Annotated in this window: 15 protein-coding genes and 1 pseudogene; 9 read left to right on the top strand and 7 right to left on the bottom strand. The window is 61.6% G+C overall.

Features of this window, described 5'->3' with window-relative positions:
• The first annotated feature begins 152 nt into the window (after nucleotides 1–152).
• The 3 genes from AOT96_RS32865 to AOT96_RS32855 are packed head-to-tail and all read left to right on the top strand — an operon-like array spanning nucleotide 153 to nucleotide 3,102.
• Nucleotides 153–755: a helix-turn-helix transcriptional regulator gene (locus AOT96_RS32865; RefSeq protein ID WP_231917507.1), complete on the top strand. Its 603-nt coding sequence runs from the start codon at nucleotides 153–155 to the stop codon at nucleotides 753–755.
• On the top strand, nucleotides 752–1,954 hold the full coding sequence (locus AOT96_RS32860) for a sensor histidine kinase (protein ID WP_058228409.1): 1,203 nt from the start codon (nucleotides 752–754) through the stop codon (nucleotides 1,952–1,954). Before AOT96_RS32865 ends, AOT96_RS32860 begins: the two co-directional genes overlap by 4 nt.
• Nucleotides 1,951–3,102, top strand: coding sequence for a hypothetical protein (locus AOT96_RS32855; RefSeq protein WP_063892181.1), 1,152 nt, complete (start codon nucleotides 1,951–1,953; stop codon nucleotides 3,100–3,102). Before AOT96_RS32860 ends, AOT96_RS32855 begins: the two co-directional genes overlap by 4 nt.
• Before the next feature lie 11 nt (nucleotides 3,103–3,113).
• Here AOT96_RS32855 and AOT96_RS32850 read toward each other — a convergent pair whose 3' ends face one another.
• Entirely contained in the window at nucleotides 3,114–3,542 is a 429-nt protein-coding gene (locus AOT96_RS32850) for a hypothetical protein (protein ID WP_141695854.1), read from the bottom strand.
• Between the two features lie 614 nt (nucleotides 3,543–4,156).
• On the opposite strand from AOT96_RS32850, the gene AOT96_RS32845 reads away from it, so the two are divergent.
• The 3 genes from AOT96_RS32845 to AOT96_RS32835 all read left to right on the top strand — a co-directional run bounded on the left by AOT96_RS32845 (nucleotide 4,157) and on the right by AOT96_RS32835 (nucleotide 6,883).
• Nucleotides 4,157–4,387: a hypothetical protein gene (locus AOT96_RS32845; protein WP_231917483.1), complete on the top strand. Its 231-nt coding sequence runs from the start codon at nucleotides 4,157–4,159 to the stop codon at nucleotides 4,385–4,387.
• A gap of 294 nt (nucleotides 4,388–4,681) precedes the next feature.
• On the top strand, nucleotides 4,682–5,566 hold the full coding sequence (locus AOT96_RS32840; RefSeq protein WP_141695855.1) for a hypothetical protein: 885 nt from the start codon (nucleotides 4,682–4,684) through the stop codon (nucleotides 5,564–5,566).
• Nucleotides 5,567–5,791: 225 nt separating this feature from the next.
• Nucleotides 5,792–6,883 carry a hypothetical protein gene (locus tag AOT96_RS32835; RefSeq protein ID WP_058228413.1) on the top strand — a complete coding sequence of 364 codons (1,092 nt, stop codon included), beginning with the start codon at nucleotides 5,792–5,794 and terminating at the stop codon, nucleotides 6,881–6,883.
• 298 nt (nucleotides 6,884–7,181) lie between these two features.
• Here AOT96_RS32835 and AOT96_RS32830 read toward each other — a convergent pair whose 3' ends face one another.
• The 5 genes from AOT96_RS32830 to AOT96_RS36700 form a co-directional block, all read right to left on the bottom strand.
• Nucleotides 7,182–7,556 carry a hypothetical protein gene (locus AOT96_RS32830; RefSeq protein ID WP_058228414.1) on the bottom strand — a complete coding sequence of 125 codons (375 nt, stop codon included), beginning with the start codon at nucleotides 7,554–7,556 and terminating at the stop codon, nucleotides 7,182–7,184.
• Between the two features lie 54 nt (nucleotides 7,557–7,610).
• A complete protein-coding gene (locus tag AOT96_RS32825) occupies nucleotides 7,611–8,282 on the bottom strand; it encodes a TetR/AcrR family transcriptional regulator (protein WP_058228415.1) in 672 nt (223 codons plus the stop codon).
• The gene (locus AOT96_RS32820) at nucleotides 8,279–8,881 is read right to left on the bottom strand and encodes a TetR/AcrR family transcriptional regulator (protein WP_058228416.1); all 603 of its coding nucleotides are present in this window, start codon (nucleotides 8,879–8,881) and stop codon (nucleotides 8,279–8,281) included. Before AOT96_RS32820 ends, AOT96_RS32825 begins: the two co-directional genes overlap by 4 nt.
• Before the next feature lie 139 nt (nucleotides 8,882–9,020).
• Complete coding sequence (locus AOT96_RS36705) at nucleotides 9,021–9,233, bottom strand: hypothetical protein (RefSeq protein WP_412778666.1); 213 nt, start codon at nucleotides 9,231–9,233, stop codon at nucleotides 9,021–9,023.
• Nucleotides 9,234–9,566: 333 nt separating this feature from the next.
• Nucleotides 9,567–10,136, bottom strand: coding sequence for a DUF2637 domain-containing protein (locus tag AOT96_RS36700; protein ID WP_412778667.1), 570 nt, complete (start codon nucleotides 10,134–10,136; stop codon nucleotides 9,567–9,569).
• Nucleotides 10,137–10,508: 372 nt separating this feature from the next.
• Between AOT96_RS36700 and AOT96_RS32810 the strand changes: the two are divergent.
• A pseudogene (locus AOT96_RS32810) lies at nucleotides 10,509–11,737 on the top strand (IS110 family transposase).
• Nucleotides 11,738–12,189: 452 nt separating this feature from the next.
• On the opposite strand, the gene AOT96_RS32805 reads toward AOT96_RS32810, so the two are convergent.
• On the bottom strand, nucleotides 12,190–13,137 hold the full coding sequence (locus AOT96_RS32805; RefSeq protein WP_058228417.1) for a LysR family transcriptional regulator: 948 nt from the start codon (nucleotides 13,135–13,137) through the stop codon (nucleotides 12,190–12,192).
• A 125-nt stretch (nucleotides 13,138–13,262) separates the two neighbouring features.
• Here AOT96_RS32805 and AOT96_RS32800 point away from each other — a divergent pair, with 125 nt between their 5' ends.
• Together AOT96_RS32800 and AOT96_RS32795 are read left to right on the top strand one after the other, a co-directional pair.
• On the top strand, nucleotides 13,263–14,255 hold the full coding sequence (locus tag AOT96_RS32800; protein ID WP_058228418.1) for a putative oxygenase MesX: 993 nt from the start codon (nucleotides 13,263–13,265) through the stop codon (nucleotides 14,253–14,255).
• 20 nt (nucleotides 14,256–14,275) lie between these two features.
• Complete coding sequence (locus tag AOT96_RS32795; protein ID WP_058228423.1) at nucleotides 14,276–15,313, top strand: methionine synthase; 1,038 nt, start codon at nucleotides 14,276–14,278, stop codon at nucleotides 15,311–15,313.
• Nucleotides 15,314–15,605 lie beyond the last annotated feature (292 nt).

The raw sequence follows: 15,605 nt of genomic DNA, 5'->3' as shown, positions 1-15,605 counted from the left end.
CAAACCGACCTCCCGTTCCGAACTCCCTGCTATGTTCTGTCGATCCTGTTCACACGCGCAGCGGAGTTCACCACGTGACCGATACCCCCTCCTACTCCCCCACCGACACGGCCCACCGCATCGGTGTAGTCGAGGACCATGAGGCGGTCGTCATGGGCCTCGAGGCGATGCTCGCCCCGTACCCGTCCCTGTCCGTGTGCGCCTCAGCACCCACCGTCTCCGCACTACTCGCCCAGGAGGTCGCGTTGGATCTGGCGATCCTCGACCTACGCCTTGCAGACGGATCGTCCCCGAAAACCAACGTCGACGAGCTCCGCGCCGCGGGTCTGGAAACCCTGATCTTCACCGGCGCCGAGAACCCGTACCTCGTGCGCCTGGCGGCCAAGGCCGGGGTCCTCGGTGTGGTGCGCAAATCCGAGACCGCCGATGTCGTCGTGGCCGCCATCATCGCCGCCGCATCGGGCGAACCTGTCGTGACCACGGAGTGGGCCGCTGCCGTCGACGGCGATCCCCACCTGGCCGAGGTCGATCTCAGCCCGCGCCAGCGTGATGTGCTCGCCCTCTATGCCTCCGGGGAAAAGGCCGACCGCGTCGCTCGCCTGACCGGATTGACCACCCACACCGTCAACGACTACCTCGGCCGTATCCGCGCCAAATACGCCGACGCCGGACGCCCCGCGAACACCAAAACCGACCTCTACAAACGCGCCGTCGAAGACGGGTGGCTCCCGGTCCCCGAACGCGGACTGCGATGACCAGCGCCGCCGTCGTATCTGCTGGCCCTGGCGTCGGCCAGGAGAACACCGATCGCATCCTGCGCATGTTCGCCCGCTTCACCAGCGTCGGCTACCTCGCCTACCTCGCCCTGCTGTACCCCTCGATCATTACGACGACGCCGCACATGCATCGATGGTGGACACCTCTCGCTGTGCTGACCGTATTCGGATCCGGCATGCTGCCCGGCCTGCTCTCCTTCCGCCGCAGCTCCGCAGCGATGCGCTCGGCGGCCGCGGCGGCCGCGGCGGCTTTCCTCGCTGCCGCGTTCACCTGGCCCCTGGCATGGACCGGGACCCAACTGCCAGGCGATGACGGCGTGTGGCTGGCAGCCTTCCCCGGTCTGGCCAGCCTCGCCGCCGTCATCGCGTGGCCGACGAGCGTTGCCTTTATCCATCTCGTGATCGGCTGTACCACAGTGCAAATGATCAACCTGGTCGCCAGGGTAAACGCATCCGCGTCCATGCTCGTACCGGACATCACCTTCGCGATCATGTTCTGCACCCTGTTCGTCGGCGGAGCCGCGATGGCACTACGCACCGGTCGGCTACTCGACGCCACGACCAACGCCACGCACGCCGCGGCCGCAAGCGCTGCCGCCCAACGGGCCCGCGCCGTCGAACGTGAACGCTTCGATGCCCTCGTCCACGATGGAGTGATCGCCACCCTCTTGACCGCGTCACGGCCAGTACGCCGAGAGAATGTACGTGCACTGGCCGCAACGACCTTGCGTGAACTCGACGAACTGCACACCATCGCCGACCCCGAACAAGACACAGGCCTCGGGGAGGCGCTCGCCCAACTACGCACCGCCACAGTCGACGTCGATCCCAACACCTCGTTTGTCGTAACCGGCACCGGGACTGCAGCAACCTTGCGGATTCCCGTGAGCACCGTCCGGTCCATGAGCGGTGCGCTCTCCGAAGCACTGCGCAACAGTCACCTCCACGCCGGACCACGGGCCTCCCGAACAGTCACCGCCGCCTTACAGTCCGACAGCATCAGCATCGCCATCGCCGACGACGGCGTCGGATTCGACCACACCTCGATCCCCCCACACCGCCTGGGCATCGCCGTCAGCATCCTCGGACGAATGCGACACATCACCGGTGGATCAGCGCGGGTGGACTCCGAACCTGGACGTGGCACCACCGTGCACATCGAATGGACGGCGCCATGACCGACGACCGCACCGCATCGCGCGCGAAACATCAAACCTCCGACACCCGCGATGTCCGCGAACTCCTCGGGCTGCGCACCACCGCGGCCACTGTAGTCGTCGGCGCGTTCATCGCGACGTTCCTTCTCCTCGCGCTCACCACCGCCCCCACAGCACAGTCGTTGTGGGCCGAAACATCAGCTTGGATTGTGGTCAGTGTCGCTGCGGTCACCCTCATCCGAACCGCTGGCGATCCACTGCCGTATCGGACAACTCTTGCGCTGACGCTGGCGGGACCGATCAGCCTCAATCTGGTGTTCGCGGTGGTACCGATCCCGATCGATGGTCTACTACAACTCTGGCCTCTCTCCGCCGCGACCGCGATCTACACCTATATGTGTGTCCGCGGACGGACCGTGTGGGCATGGCTCGGGATGACCGCCACCTTGGCTAGTTGCGCCTGGTGGGCGCAACGAACCGGACAAAGCGCCGGCTACGGTATCGGGATCTCCGCCATCAACCTCGCCCCACTGTTGATGGCGACGTTCTTCGCCTGGACCATTCGTCCCGCTGCCCGCGACATCTTCGTACTGCGCGAACAAACCGTCATCCGCGTCGCCGCCGAAGCCGCCGACACCGCGATCCTCGACGAACGCGACCAACAACTGCGACGACTCGACAACCTGGCCCGCCCCCTCCTCGAACATCTCGCCGCCGACGAGGACATCACCGATGAGCAACAACGGGCCTGCACCCTCCTCGAAGCGCACCTACGAGACACCCTCCGAGCCCCGATTCTCGACACCGCCGCCATCGCCGCCGCAGCCAGGGCAGCACGGGCGCGTGGAGTCGACGTCATCCTGCTCGACGACCACGGCATGGACCAGACCGCAGACCCGGTCCGCGAACAGATCATCACCGCAGTCATCGCAGCGCTCACCGAAGCCGCCGACGGCACACTCACCGTCAGAGTTTCTCCCCCACAACGCGATACCCTGCTGACCATCCTGCACCGACGCAGCGACGACACCACCCGCAGCGAGTACGGGCAGGACGGACTCGCCCTCCCTGCCCCCGACACGCTCATCGATCTGGCCACCGCGTCGCTCCTTCCGAATCGGGCAGAGGGGGCCAATCGCGGGGGCGACGACGCACTGGACGAGTCGTGATCGGATTCGGACTACCGCTGGTTGAGTCTGTCGAGGAGTTCGTTGAAGGAAGCCTCGAAGGTCGACAAACTGCTCTTGCAGTAGTTCGCGGAACCCGTTGACATCGAACTCATCCCACATCCGGCTTTCTCAAAAGCCTGCGCTGATTCGCTGACAGTGAGAGCCTGGCCCTGAACCGAACCTGCAGCGATACCGACTTGAGTAATCCTGTGCGCAAAATCGGCTTTATCCTCCACTACAGCCAAGCAGTTGCTGCCGTGTGCCTTCGTGCACGTGATGTCGGCAAGTTCTTCGCCGTCTTTGCAGAACTGGCTGCAAAGACGCTCGAAGCGCGTGGCGTTGGACTCAGTAGAGTTTCCGTTCCCACATCCGGTGAGCAACACCACGCCAAACATCAGAGCACCAACAGCAAGGGCACCGACCGAGCTACTCCGTGTCATGAACATCTCCTCTACTTAAATTCATTGTCCATCCTGGACCAGTCCGCAGTGGTGCGGTAAGGGTATGACTCCATTAACTGCCTCGTCGCCCGCAGAGAAAACGTGGCACCCCCTGATTGACAAATACGGGGTTTGGTCCTGACTGTAGCGCGGAATCTGCATCAGTGAAGTAACAGCCAATAACCCTAGCGCACCACCGTACTCACTTTGAGGTATACCGGTGCTGGCGTTGCCCAAGGCATCGGATAAGGCACCCATTTCTTCTGGCATTCGAGGGAAAGTTCCCGGAGGAATCGGGTGGACAATCGACCTCGCCATCGGGCTCACTCAGCACTCAACTGCTCGACTTTGCGTTCTCTTACGTAAAGGTAAAAAGTATCTGGTCGTTGATTTACTTTTTCACGACGGCGTGTGCCCCCACTTTTGCCGTCTCGGCGATCCCTCCAAGTTCAACTACTGTCAAAACGCTCTCACCCGCTCAACCTCACGAACTCCAAACCTGAACATGCCTTTCGGAGGAACCTATGATATTCGAACTTCGCCCCTATCATGTTGCGCGAGCCCTGACAGTGCTGTTTGCCATCCCTGCACTCTGGACCTTCTCAGTCGAGGGAGTGACGACAACCACGGAGTACGACCTGGCGACAGGAAAAGCCTCGTCCAGCAACGACTTCGGGTCGCAACTCGGCGGTAGTATCGTATGGATAATCCTCGCAGTCGCATCCGGTATCGCGGCCTGGTACCTGGCAAAGAACCGCGTAGCATGGCCCGAATCCATCAAAGCGCAATTACGGCAGTTCAAACTCGCCCCGCCCGCAGCAAACCCGAACAGCACTCACCCTTGATCGACCGCCCGCTCCGTGCGGTCCCCTTGAAGTCTTGGCCTGGTTCATCATGAGGTCACCAGTTGGAGTTCGCCACACGCGCTGCGCCGATCGTGGAGATGAGTGCATCGAATAATCAGAAGGGTTCATCAACGCATGGTCTCGAGGTTCCAGATCGCGGCGGTTGTGGGTATCGCTGGGGCTTTGACATTGTCCGGTTGCGGTGGCTTCGACGATTCATTGTCGGGATCCACTAATAGGACCCCAGCTGATTGGGCACTGACTTTCGGTGGGGCTGGACCAGTGGTGGCCGGGATGAGCGAAGCGGATCTTCTCGCCCAGGGAATTACCGTCGCCGGGGAACCAGTGGACGGGTGCGTGCGCTACTCGATCGGCAACTACGGCGCAACCGTTGAAATATTCACTATCGACGGAAAAATAGTGGGCGCTAATAGCACCTCGGCATCAAGCGGGATCACATCCGCGTCGAGCGAACAGGACATCAGAATTGCCTATCCTGAAGCTACTTTCACTTCGACGTCAAATTTCAGGTCACCGCAAAACACTGATCTGCTAGTTAGCGATCCGAACCATCCTGACCGATATTTGGCCTTCTCCATCGGAGCAGACGGTTTCAATCATTACGAGATTTGGAGTGGTACGAAAGAATTCGTCACTGAACCATTCCTCATGTGTACGAACGCAGGAAATTCAGTCGCCCCAGCCACCTCGTCAGCAGTTTCTACCACGAGCACCCCTACCTCAGCAGGTGCGATAACTTTTGGCGGCTACGGCGAGGTTGTCACCGGCACCGTGGAATCAGAACTGGTCAGCCACGGTATCGACGAAACTAACATGAGGACTGTCGGTGGTGATTGCACCGTCTACTACGACGGGACCACCGCTGCAATCAACGTGAAAAATGACGCAGTTGTCGGCGCGGTGGGCTCACGGGCAATCCACGGAGTGGGAACAGGCAGTACCCCTGCCCAGGTACGCAACGCCTTCAGCGACGATGTGGTCGAGCAAGTGAATGACCTCGGCCCAGTCCTCGTGGTCAGCCAGCCCAGTAAGCCCACCATGTATTTAGGTTTCCAGTTCGAGAATGCGAAAATTGGTGCCCTCAGCGACTCTGACACCGTCACTCAGGTTCGTGGTGGCACCAAGAAGTTCGTGACCACCCCGCTCGGCGGGTGCTAGCTAAACCATCAACCGGCGGCACCGACGCTGAACCGTGCAGAATCGCAGAAGAGACACTGGAGCCTTACATCATCCGCTCTCACGCCGGAGTAATGCCGGCGCTCATCTATCGGTAAGGATGTGCAGAGCATGCGCCCCGATATTAGGCCGTTGATGTAACAAAAGCCTGGAACCACGCGACTACAGGTCAGATCGTCGAGCTGACCAGACTCATCAGGGAGATGCATGCGGCACAAGGCAGCACAGCTACTCGGCTTGCGACGCGCAACGATTACAGCGATCGTCGGTATGACCCTCGTGGCAACCGCCTGTTCAACATCCGGCCAGGCCGTCAGTGCCCAGCCCGAGACGGCAAGCGCGTCCTCCCAGCCGGCGCAACAACCGAACCGTCAACCAACTACCGAGGCGCTCGCCACCCCCGGAAGCACCTGCGGCACCGTCACTTTCCCGGCTGGCACCCCCGGCACGGTGGTCGTAGAGACTGGTGCGATCACCTGTACCGATGCTGTGGCGCTCATCAACCGCTACTACAACGATCCGGTGATCACCCGCCAGGGCAACACCATGTCAGCGATGTTCGATGGCTGGACGTGCGTGAGCCCGACCGCTGTCGCCTCCCAGTTGGTCGGCTATGGATCGAAGTGCGAGAACGGTGACCTCACGCTTGTTGTCGTTACGGGCGACGGAGCGGCCAATGCCACCGCAACAGCGACTCCACCGTGCACTGCTGACGCCATCGAGACCGACCTCAGTCGCGATATTGGTGGCCAAATCCGTTGCCACGGACAGTGGGCATACGTGGTCTGGAACCTTCTGGGCGACTCCTCCTCTTTGGTCCGGGTGGTCGCCGGCAAGTGGGTTGTCTACACATCGTTCCCGACCACAATGTGCCCCACCCAAGCGCGGGCAGATGGCGTCCCCGAAGCCGAACTGAGCAGCTTCACCCACTGCGCCGACGACTCCGGCGGCGATACCGACGGTGGGTCAGGAGATCTCGGGCTGTCGACGCCTATCACCCCACCCACGTGCGATGGTCTCGGGATCGTGGTCGTCTACAGCGCAACCAAGCCCGGAAACTATGCCACCGAAGTGGGAAATGCCCTCGCCGCGCACCCCGGCGCGAAGTACCTGCGCACCGACCACTCCTGCCCATCCCTCCGTCAGGAGAGCAACGAGGGAAACCCGATCTACGCGGTTTACAAACCCGCTGGCTATACACAGGCCGAGGTATGCGCCGGCGTCCACCGGGAAAACGACGACGCCTACGGCAAATGGTTGGACATGAAGACCGATCCCAACATCATCATCGCCTGCTGATACAGATTCAGGTTCATACGAAAGACCGCTATCGAGCGGTGCCGAGCAGCCTGAGACCAATGGCAGATATCGAGCGTATCTGACCAGTCGATACGCTCGATACCTGTTCGCGTTCAGCATCATTCAAAGTGGTGTGATCCTCCAACTTTTTGACGGTCGCAGCCGCTTAGGGCTAGGTCAAACGCCGCGCGGTCGTCTTCGATAGACGTCGATACCGCCAATCGGCCCGGACTCCGCCACCACCCGAGAATCCTGATCGGCGGAATCCTCACGACCGCCAGGTCCCACATCATCTGGTCTACCCGGTTTGCCCCAGGGTGAAGCCGGTTGCTCCGGCGAGTTCGACGATCGCGGTGTGATGTCGAGTAGGACGGAAGAGCCTGCGCTTCGAGGTAGGCGTCGCAGCGAAGACATATTTCTTGTCCTCATCGACGACGCAGGAGGGAGTCGTCGTGATGCGCACCGCGTGTCCTTCGAGCGCTGCGAACAGGGAGACTGCTTCGCTGTGGAGTTCTGCGAGTAGGTCTTCGGTGATGCGGGCCGCGTCGACTCGTTTCTGGAAGACGAGATCGCCGCAGGCTTGGTGGTGGGTGATGAAGGCGTCGACTCGGGCCATTGCTTGCGCCGAGGATTCAGGTTCAGGTGCGCCGGAGCCTGATCGCGTCGTATGCATGATTGACGGTCCCCCGCGTTCCAATATGTTTTCGCATTCTGACATGAGGTGCAGTCAGGCAAGCGTGCCGTGCAGGTGCGCTGAGACAATGTCCTCGATGCGGGTTGCGAGGTCGACATGTTCACACATAACCACTGATGCGTTGACGGCTCCGAGGGTGCCGGTGCACAGGTTCCATGCGAGTCGGTGTGTGGTGGGGGTGTCGGCGAGTTCGCCTGAGGTGATGGCGGTGTCGATGATGTCGCTGATGACCTCGACCCAGTGTGCGAATGCTGCACCGTTGTTGATGGTGGGTTCGAGGGTGAGTTTCATTCCGGCCCGCAGGTTGGTGTCTTCGCCGATGTGCTGTGCGAGCGAGATAAAGATCGCTGCCAGCTTCTCCCCTGCCGTGCTGCTCGAACCGGCCGCCAGTATGTCTCTGATGGTTTCGTCGAGGGTGCGGTTCCAGTCCGAGATGAGGCGTTCGGCGATCGCCCCTTTGGACGGGAAGTGGTAGTACATCGCGCCTTTGGCGAATTTTCCGGTACCGCTGATGGTGTTCATGCTGGTGTGGCCGTATCCGTCAGTGTCGAAATGCCGCGCTGCGACGGCGATGATCGCTTCCCGTGTTCGCACTGCGCGGTCCTGCATTGCCGAGTTCTTACTACCGGGGACGCGACCGCTCCGGTGGGTTGTCGTGGTGGCAGCGTTTTCCGGGACGTTCGCCGATTCGTTGGGGCTGTTCACAGGGATGCTCCTTCGACCATGCGGACGGTGGCGGGGTCCGTTCCGCGCCACATCAGCAGCAGATCGTCGACTCGTTTGGTGATGGTGTGGTTCTCGTCGAGGCTAGCTGCAACCTGCACTGCGCCTACGAATCCGGCGCAGAGAGTGTCTACGAGCCGGGACATGCTTTCCGCGCAGTCAAGGGCGCCGGAACGAATAGCGTCGATGACGATCGGCGTGATGGCTTCGGTCCATGCCTCGTAGGTGGCGCGGGCACCGATGAGCGACTTGTCGACGGACAGGATGAGTCCAGCTCGGATGATCGCCTCGGTTTCGACGCGGCGGGCGAGGTCCCGGTAGATCATCATCACTTGCCGGTCAGCGGGTTGCCCTGTCGCTGCGGCCTTCCCCACTGTCTCCGAGACGGCATTCTCCCAGCGATGCAGCATTTCTTGGGCGATGGATTCCTTCTTCGAGAAGTGGAAATACATCGCCCCTTTGGTGGTCTCGGAGATCGCCAGGATGTCGTTGATGCTGGTGCCCGCGTATCCCGTTTTGCTGAACAGGATTGCGGACGCCTCGAGGATCGCTTCTCGGGTGATTTTCGCTCGTGGCTGCATAGGTGGTCGGCCGGTTTTTCGTGGTCGATGCCTTCGGAGGGCTCGATATGATCGTTCATTGGTCACAGGTGCTTTCCGTGGTCATCGGCCCCGGCGGTGTTACAGCACTGTCGGGGCCACCTTTGTTGGTGAGACTTGTTCAGACGGTGGTGAGTTCGCGGTCGGCCATATTCTCGGCGGATCGAAGGTCGGGCAGTGGCGGGCTCGTGAATCCTGCTTCGCGGGCTGCGGTATCGAACTTCTCGTGTCGTCGCCATGCGGTCGATGTCGCGACAGGCGGTTTCGATTCCAGAGCGATGGTCTCCCACGTGAGGTTCGGGTTTGTGAGCTTGCGGACTGCTGTATCTTTCACGTTCTTCGCGAGATTCGACCGGGATTCGACCGGGATTCGACCGGGCGATCAAGGACATGAGGTCGTCGATGTCGGCATCGGTGTCGGCCTGTGCTTCTTCGGCGTCGCGGGGGGCTGGGGACTCCGCAGCGGTGTCTTGGGAGTCGAGGATCTCGTCCAGGTCGTTCATCGTTTCATCCACGAAAAAAGGTTCCGCATAGTCTGCAATAGCGTCGTCAATGCAGGCCTTCGCATCCGCCGTTGTGGCGTCTACGTCTAGATCCGACTCCCGATGGTCCGCAATATTGTGGGCGAACTTCTCGCGGGGCTGAGGGACGCGGATTGGTCCCCGGCCTACGGTGAGGTCAGACGCAGTATTCTGTGCATCCTCACTGTCGATGGCACTTTCGACGATCGAACGGTAAGCGGTGTACCCATTCCGACTGCCTTCACCAGGATTGTGATTCCGTGGGTGAATGCCAAGACCAGGGCTGGCGGAATGATCGCTATGGCCGCTGCAATGGCCGGCGTGAGTGGAATGAACCCGAGGTCTCCCCCACCATCGATTGACTCCTGTGCAGCGATTGCTGCGTGATAGGCGTGGTAGGCGTTTCCGAGGATGCTGATCGCGACGACGCTGACGGCGAGGGCGATGTAGAAGCCTCTGTCGCGTTTGTTCATGTTGAGCTTGCTGATGATGACGATGGCGATGGTGGCGCCGAGGATGGCGCTGTCTACGATCGGCGGGAAGATCCAGGTCAGGTGTTCGGCGATCAGTGCTTGCCATGCGAGGTCTCGTTGTACGGCGAAGGAAAGTACGAATGCGCCGGTGGTGATACCGAGCGCAATGACGATCGCGAGTGCGAGTGCAGCAAGCAATGCGCCTAGCTGAATACGAGCTGCCCGAAGGCTAAAGCCGGTCATGACTGGGTTCTTTCCTAATTGGTGTGTAGAAGCACGGACCGACGGGCAACAACGCTCACGCCGCTCTGCTGTTTCTGCGGTGCACTGCCGGGCGGACTCCAGGGTTTTCCCGGCGCATGCGACGCCTTCTGGAAGAGAGGCGGCGCCGGGCAGTGCACCATTCGGCGTGGTGAGATGTCGTGGTACGAGCCCGCCGCAGGGGTGATCTCTTCTTCTGCATTCCCGAGCCGTGAGCTCTTCGGCAGATCGAGTGCCCGGCGGTGCGCTGGTGTCACGAACGGCTGGTGAGATGACGGACCGTCGAGTCCTGCAATTAGGTCGCCGCGTGCACCACACGGGTTCGCAACCTGCACATCGACATTGGGAGGCGCGGTGGGACTGTACTGCGGAATCGATTGGGCCGAAAACCATCACGACTTCGCGATCCTCGACGACCTGGGCGACGTCGTGAGCCGGGGACGCGTCGACAACGACGCTGCCGGGTTCGCTCGATTGCTCGAGGCGTTCACCGACGCCGGCGACACCGAACAAGATCCGATCCCGGTCGGCATCGAAACCGATCACGGCCTGTGGGTTGCCGGACTGCGCGCGAGTGGTCGGGTGATCTACCCGATCAACCCACTCGCGGCCTCGCGGTACCGGTCCCGGCATTCGGTGTCCGGCTCGAAATCCGATTCCGCCGACGCGGCCATGCTGGCGAACATCGTGCGCACCGACGCCGGGGCGCACCGCCCGTTGCCAGCCGACACCGATAGTGCGCTGGCCATTCGGGTTCTCGCCCGCGCCCAGCAGGACGCGGTCTGGTCGCGTCAACGCTTCGGCAACGAGATCCGTTCTCTGCTCAAAGAATATTTCCCGGCAGCGTTGACCGCGTTTCAGTCCCTCGAAGACGGGCTGACCCGCCCTGATGCCCGAAGCGTCCTCGCCGCCGCTCCCACTCCGACCGCAGCTGCCGCCTTGACCCGGCCCCAACTCAAAGCAGCACTCAAAAGAGCTGGACGTTCCCGATTCCTCGACTGAGACGTCGAACGACTGCGTGCCATCATGCGCGCCCGGCGCTTCGCCAACCACCGCAGATCGAAGCGGCGATGGGAGTTCATCTGACCGCTCTGTTGCGTCAGTTCGACGCCGCCTGCGCAGCCGCCGACACCCTCGCCGAACAAGTGAGCACGCTCTTCGCGGCGCACCCCGATGCGAAAATCATCACCAGCTTTCCCGGGCTGGGACCACTGGCTGGTGCCCGAGTGCTCGCCGAGATCGGTGACGACCGGAACAGGTTCGCCACTGCCCGTGGTCTCAAGGCCTACGCCGGTGCCGCTCCGATCACCCGCGCCAGCGGAAAGAAAACCTTCGTCCTGCACCGGCACGTCAAGAACCGGCGACTGGCTGCAGCGGGAACGATCTGGGCGTTCAGTGCCCTGAAGGCATCGCCTGGCGCCAGGCGACATTTCGATGCCCGCCGCGCGGGCGGAGACTGGAACCATCAAGCTCAAAGCCACTTGTTCAACCGATTCCTCGGCCAACTCCACCACTGTCTCACCACCCGCGAGTATTTCGACGAACTGCACGCATTCCCACCTCCCCTCCCGATCGCGGCTTGACTCCTACACCCCGTGAGATGTCTTCCAGGGGCAACCGGTGGTCGTTCCACGGAAGCACCCTTCGGCCCGCCAGTGGGGGGAGCAGAACGGGCTCGATCACAGCCCACAAGTCATCGGGAATCTCATCGGCGCACAAGACATACCGAGCATCGAGCATCGATCTTTCGCGCTCCTGATTAACGACAAACTAGCCGATGGAAGAGTCTGCGAAAACCGCTGCAACGAACCCCTGTGCGTTCGCGTGGAGTCGGAGCACCTCAGTGTCCCCCCCCCAGACCGCGTACCTGCGATACGCGGTCGCCTGTGGGACCCCCGGGATATTTCCGCAGTGGTGTAGACGCAGGCCGCCAGCCGTTGAAGCGAGACTTCACACCGTTGCCGTCGACCATCACGTGGTCCGTTCCCTCCATCCGCGCCTTGTCGCCGACCGTGATCCGCACTCGCGGCCCGATTCACGGAGAGTCGAGCAGCTCGATTCCATAGTCGGTGACGACGGCACGCACCTCGGCGAGGTAGCGCTGTGCCTGCGCCGTGAGCGGGACCCCGGAATGGCTGATCCAGCCGATCTCGATGCTCTCGTCCACCTCGAGTGGGATGGCGACGATCTCGGGGTCGAGATCGTCACTGATGATGCCGGTCGAGATCGTGTAGCCGTCGAGTCCGATCATGAGATTGAAGATTGTCGCGCGGTCGGAGACCCGGATTTCCCGCTTGCTCGACAGGGTGGAAAGGATCTCTTCGGCGAAATAGAACGAGTTGTTCGCGCCCTGGTCGAAGGTGAGCCGTGGCAGGTCGGCCAGATCATCGAGAGCGACGCGATCTCGGCAGGCCAACGGGTTCTGTCTGGAGATGAAGATGTGCGGCACCGCGGCGAAGAGCGGGCGGAACACCAGGCCGGAATCTCGCAGGAGTTTGTCGATGACCTTCCGGTTGAAATCATTGCGGTACAGGATGCCCACCTCACTGCGGAGCATCCGGACGTCCTCGATGATGTCCCAGGTCCGGGTCTCACGAAGCGAGAACTCGTACTGTGCCGCGTCAACGGAGTCCACCATCCGGATGAACGCCTCGACCACGAATGAGTAGTGCTGAGCCGAGACTCCGAGCAGCCGACGGGACGGTGGCTGACCGAGGTAGCGCTGCTCCAGCAGCGACATCTGCTCGACGACCTGCCTGGCATAGCCGAGAAACTCCGCACCCTCCTCGGTCAACGTCACCCCCCGGGCCGATCGAGTGAGGAGGGTGCGCCCCACTCGCGATTCCAAGTCTTTCATCGCGGCAGACATGGTCGGCTGGGCGACGTAGAGAAGGTCGGCGGCGCCGGTGATCGAACCCTCCGCCGCGACCTCGATGAAGTAATGCAGTTGCTGCAGTGTGATGCCTCTGGATTCTCGCGCCATAGCTAAATGCTATAGAGGACCATAGGAAACATTTGTTACCCGATAACTGAACTGGAACTGCAGGATAGTGGCAGAGACTTTCCGCAAGGCCGAGCCCGGCCGATCAAGACCAGAATTGGACGTTCATGTCGAACGAATTCACGTTCAGCATCACCACCACCCGCTTCAACGAGGACTACTCGCCGTCGGAGCATTCTCGGACCACCACGAACTTCGCCAACCTGGCCCGAGGCGAACACCGTCAGCAGAACCTCCGCCAAACCCTGGCGATGATCAATGACCGGTTCAATGGTCTCGCACGCCGCGGCAACCCGGGCCTGGACCGCTACGCCGTCGAGCTCGAGATCGTCTCCGCGGAGCTGCAGTTCAGCTCGGACGGCGCGGATCACCGGCTCCCCCTGATCGAGGTACTGGATATTCAGATCGTCGATCGCCTCACCGGCGCACGATTCCCGGGGATCGTCGGGAACAACTTCTCCTCCTACGTCCGCGACTTCGACTTCAGGGTTCGACTGCCGGCAGTCAACGAGGGCACCTCTGAGTTCACCGTGCCCGGCGACTTCGGTGACCTGCACGGCAAACTGTTCCAACATTTCCTCGACTCCCAGGCCTACAGGGAACGCTTCGCGGTCGATCCCGTGATCTGCATCAGCGTGTCCACAAGCCGGACCTACCACCGGACCCGGAATCACCATCCGACCCTCGGTGTCGAGTACCAGCAGGACGACTACTCGTTGACCGACGAGTACTTCGGGAAGATGGGGCTGCAGGTCAGGTACTTCCTGCCGCCCGACGGTGTCGCCCCGCTCGCGTTCTACTTCCGCGGCGATCTACTCAACGACTACACCGACCTTCAGCTCATCGGCACGATCAGTGTGATGGAGACTTTCCAGAGGATCTATCGGCCGGAGATCTACAACGCGAACTCGCCCGCCGCTGAGATCTACCGACCGACCCTGGATCAGCAGGACTACTCGCCTACCCCGATCGTCTACGACCGCATCGAACGCGATCAGCTGGCAACCAAGCAGGGCAAGTACACGGAAGACCACTTTGTGAAGCCCCACCGCGAGTTACTCGAACAGTGGGCCGCCCGCTTCCCCGTTCTCGTCGGATGACCACCGGAGGAAAGTCGACCATGAACCAGATCTTGCCCACGTCCATCGTCGGCAGCCTGCCCAAACCCTCGTGGCTCGCCCGGCCTGAAACCCTCTGGGCGCCCTGGAAGTTGCAGGGCGATGAGTTGGTCGAAGGCAAGCAAGATGCACTGCGCATCGCCGCCAAGGAACAGAGCGATCGCGGCATCGACATCGTCAGCGACGGAGAGCAGACCCGTCAGCACTTCGTGACGACATTCATCGAGCATCTCGACGGGGTCGACTTCGAGCAGCGCGAGACGGTTCGGATCCGCAATCGTTACGACGCGAATGTGCCTACCGTGGTCGGCGCAGTGAGCCGCTCCAAGCCGGTCTTCGTCGACGACGCGAGATTCCTCCGGCAGCAGACCGATCAGCCGATCAAGTGGGCACTCCCCGGCCCCATGACGATGATCGACACGCTTTACGACGGCCACTACCAGAGCCGCGAGAAGCTGGCGTGGGAGTTCGCGACGATCCTCAACCAGGAGGCACGAGACCTGGAGGCTGCGGGGGTCGACATCATCCAGTTCGACGAGCCAGCGTTCAACGTCTACTTCGACGAGATGAAGGACTGGGGCGTGGCGACGCTGGAAAGGGCAACAGAGGGATTACGCACCGAGACTGCAGTACACATCTGTTACGGCTACGGGATCAAGGCGAACACCGACTGGAAGGCCACCCTCGGCTCGGAGTGGCGACAGTACGAGGAGTCGTTCCCCCTCCTGCAGCAGTCCAGCATCGGCATCATCTCGCTGGAATGCCACAACTCCCACGTCCCGATCGACCTCGTCGAACTCATCCGGGGCAAGAAGGTCATGCTCGGTGCCATCGACGTGGCGAACGAGAAGATCGAGGCTCCGGAGGAAGTCGCCGCCACCATTCGGAACACTCTCAAATTCGTCGACGCGGACAATCTTCTGCCGAGCACGAATTGCGGCATGGCGCCCTTCTCCCGAGGCATTGCACTGGCGAAGTTGAGCGCGCTCAGCGCGGGTACGCGCATCGTTCGTGAGGAGCTATCGACCGCGAAGCTCTAACCTGTTGGGCCTCATCTCACCGGTTAAGAGCGGGGCTGCTCAATGTTTGATGCGTATGTGTTGCGCGCCGACGAGATTCCCGATGACCTGCGGGCTGTGATCCCGTACTGGCGGGCCGAAGGGGGCGAGTTTTGGGCCGGTCCACCGCAGAGTGGTCAGGAACCAGTGACCGGGGGGGTGACGAGGGTGGTGTGGTTATGCCAGCCGCCGAAAGGGCCAGCGGCCTTGTTCGGTTGGGGAGCTGTGGTGACACGGTGGGCAAGTACCGATCGCAGCTATCGTCTCCCGGGGT

This window comes from Rhodococcus sp. 008, assembly GCF_001682295.1.
Classification (GTDB): Bacteria; Actinomycetota; Actinomycetes; order Mycobacteriales; family Mycobacteriaceae; genus Rhodococcus_F; species Rhodococcus_F qingshengii.
The sequence above is the reverse complement of the archived record's forward strand: the minus strand, read 5'-3'. Positions and strand labels throughout refer to the sequence as shown.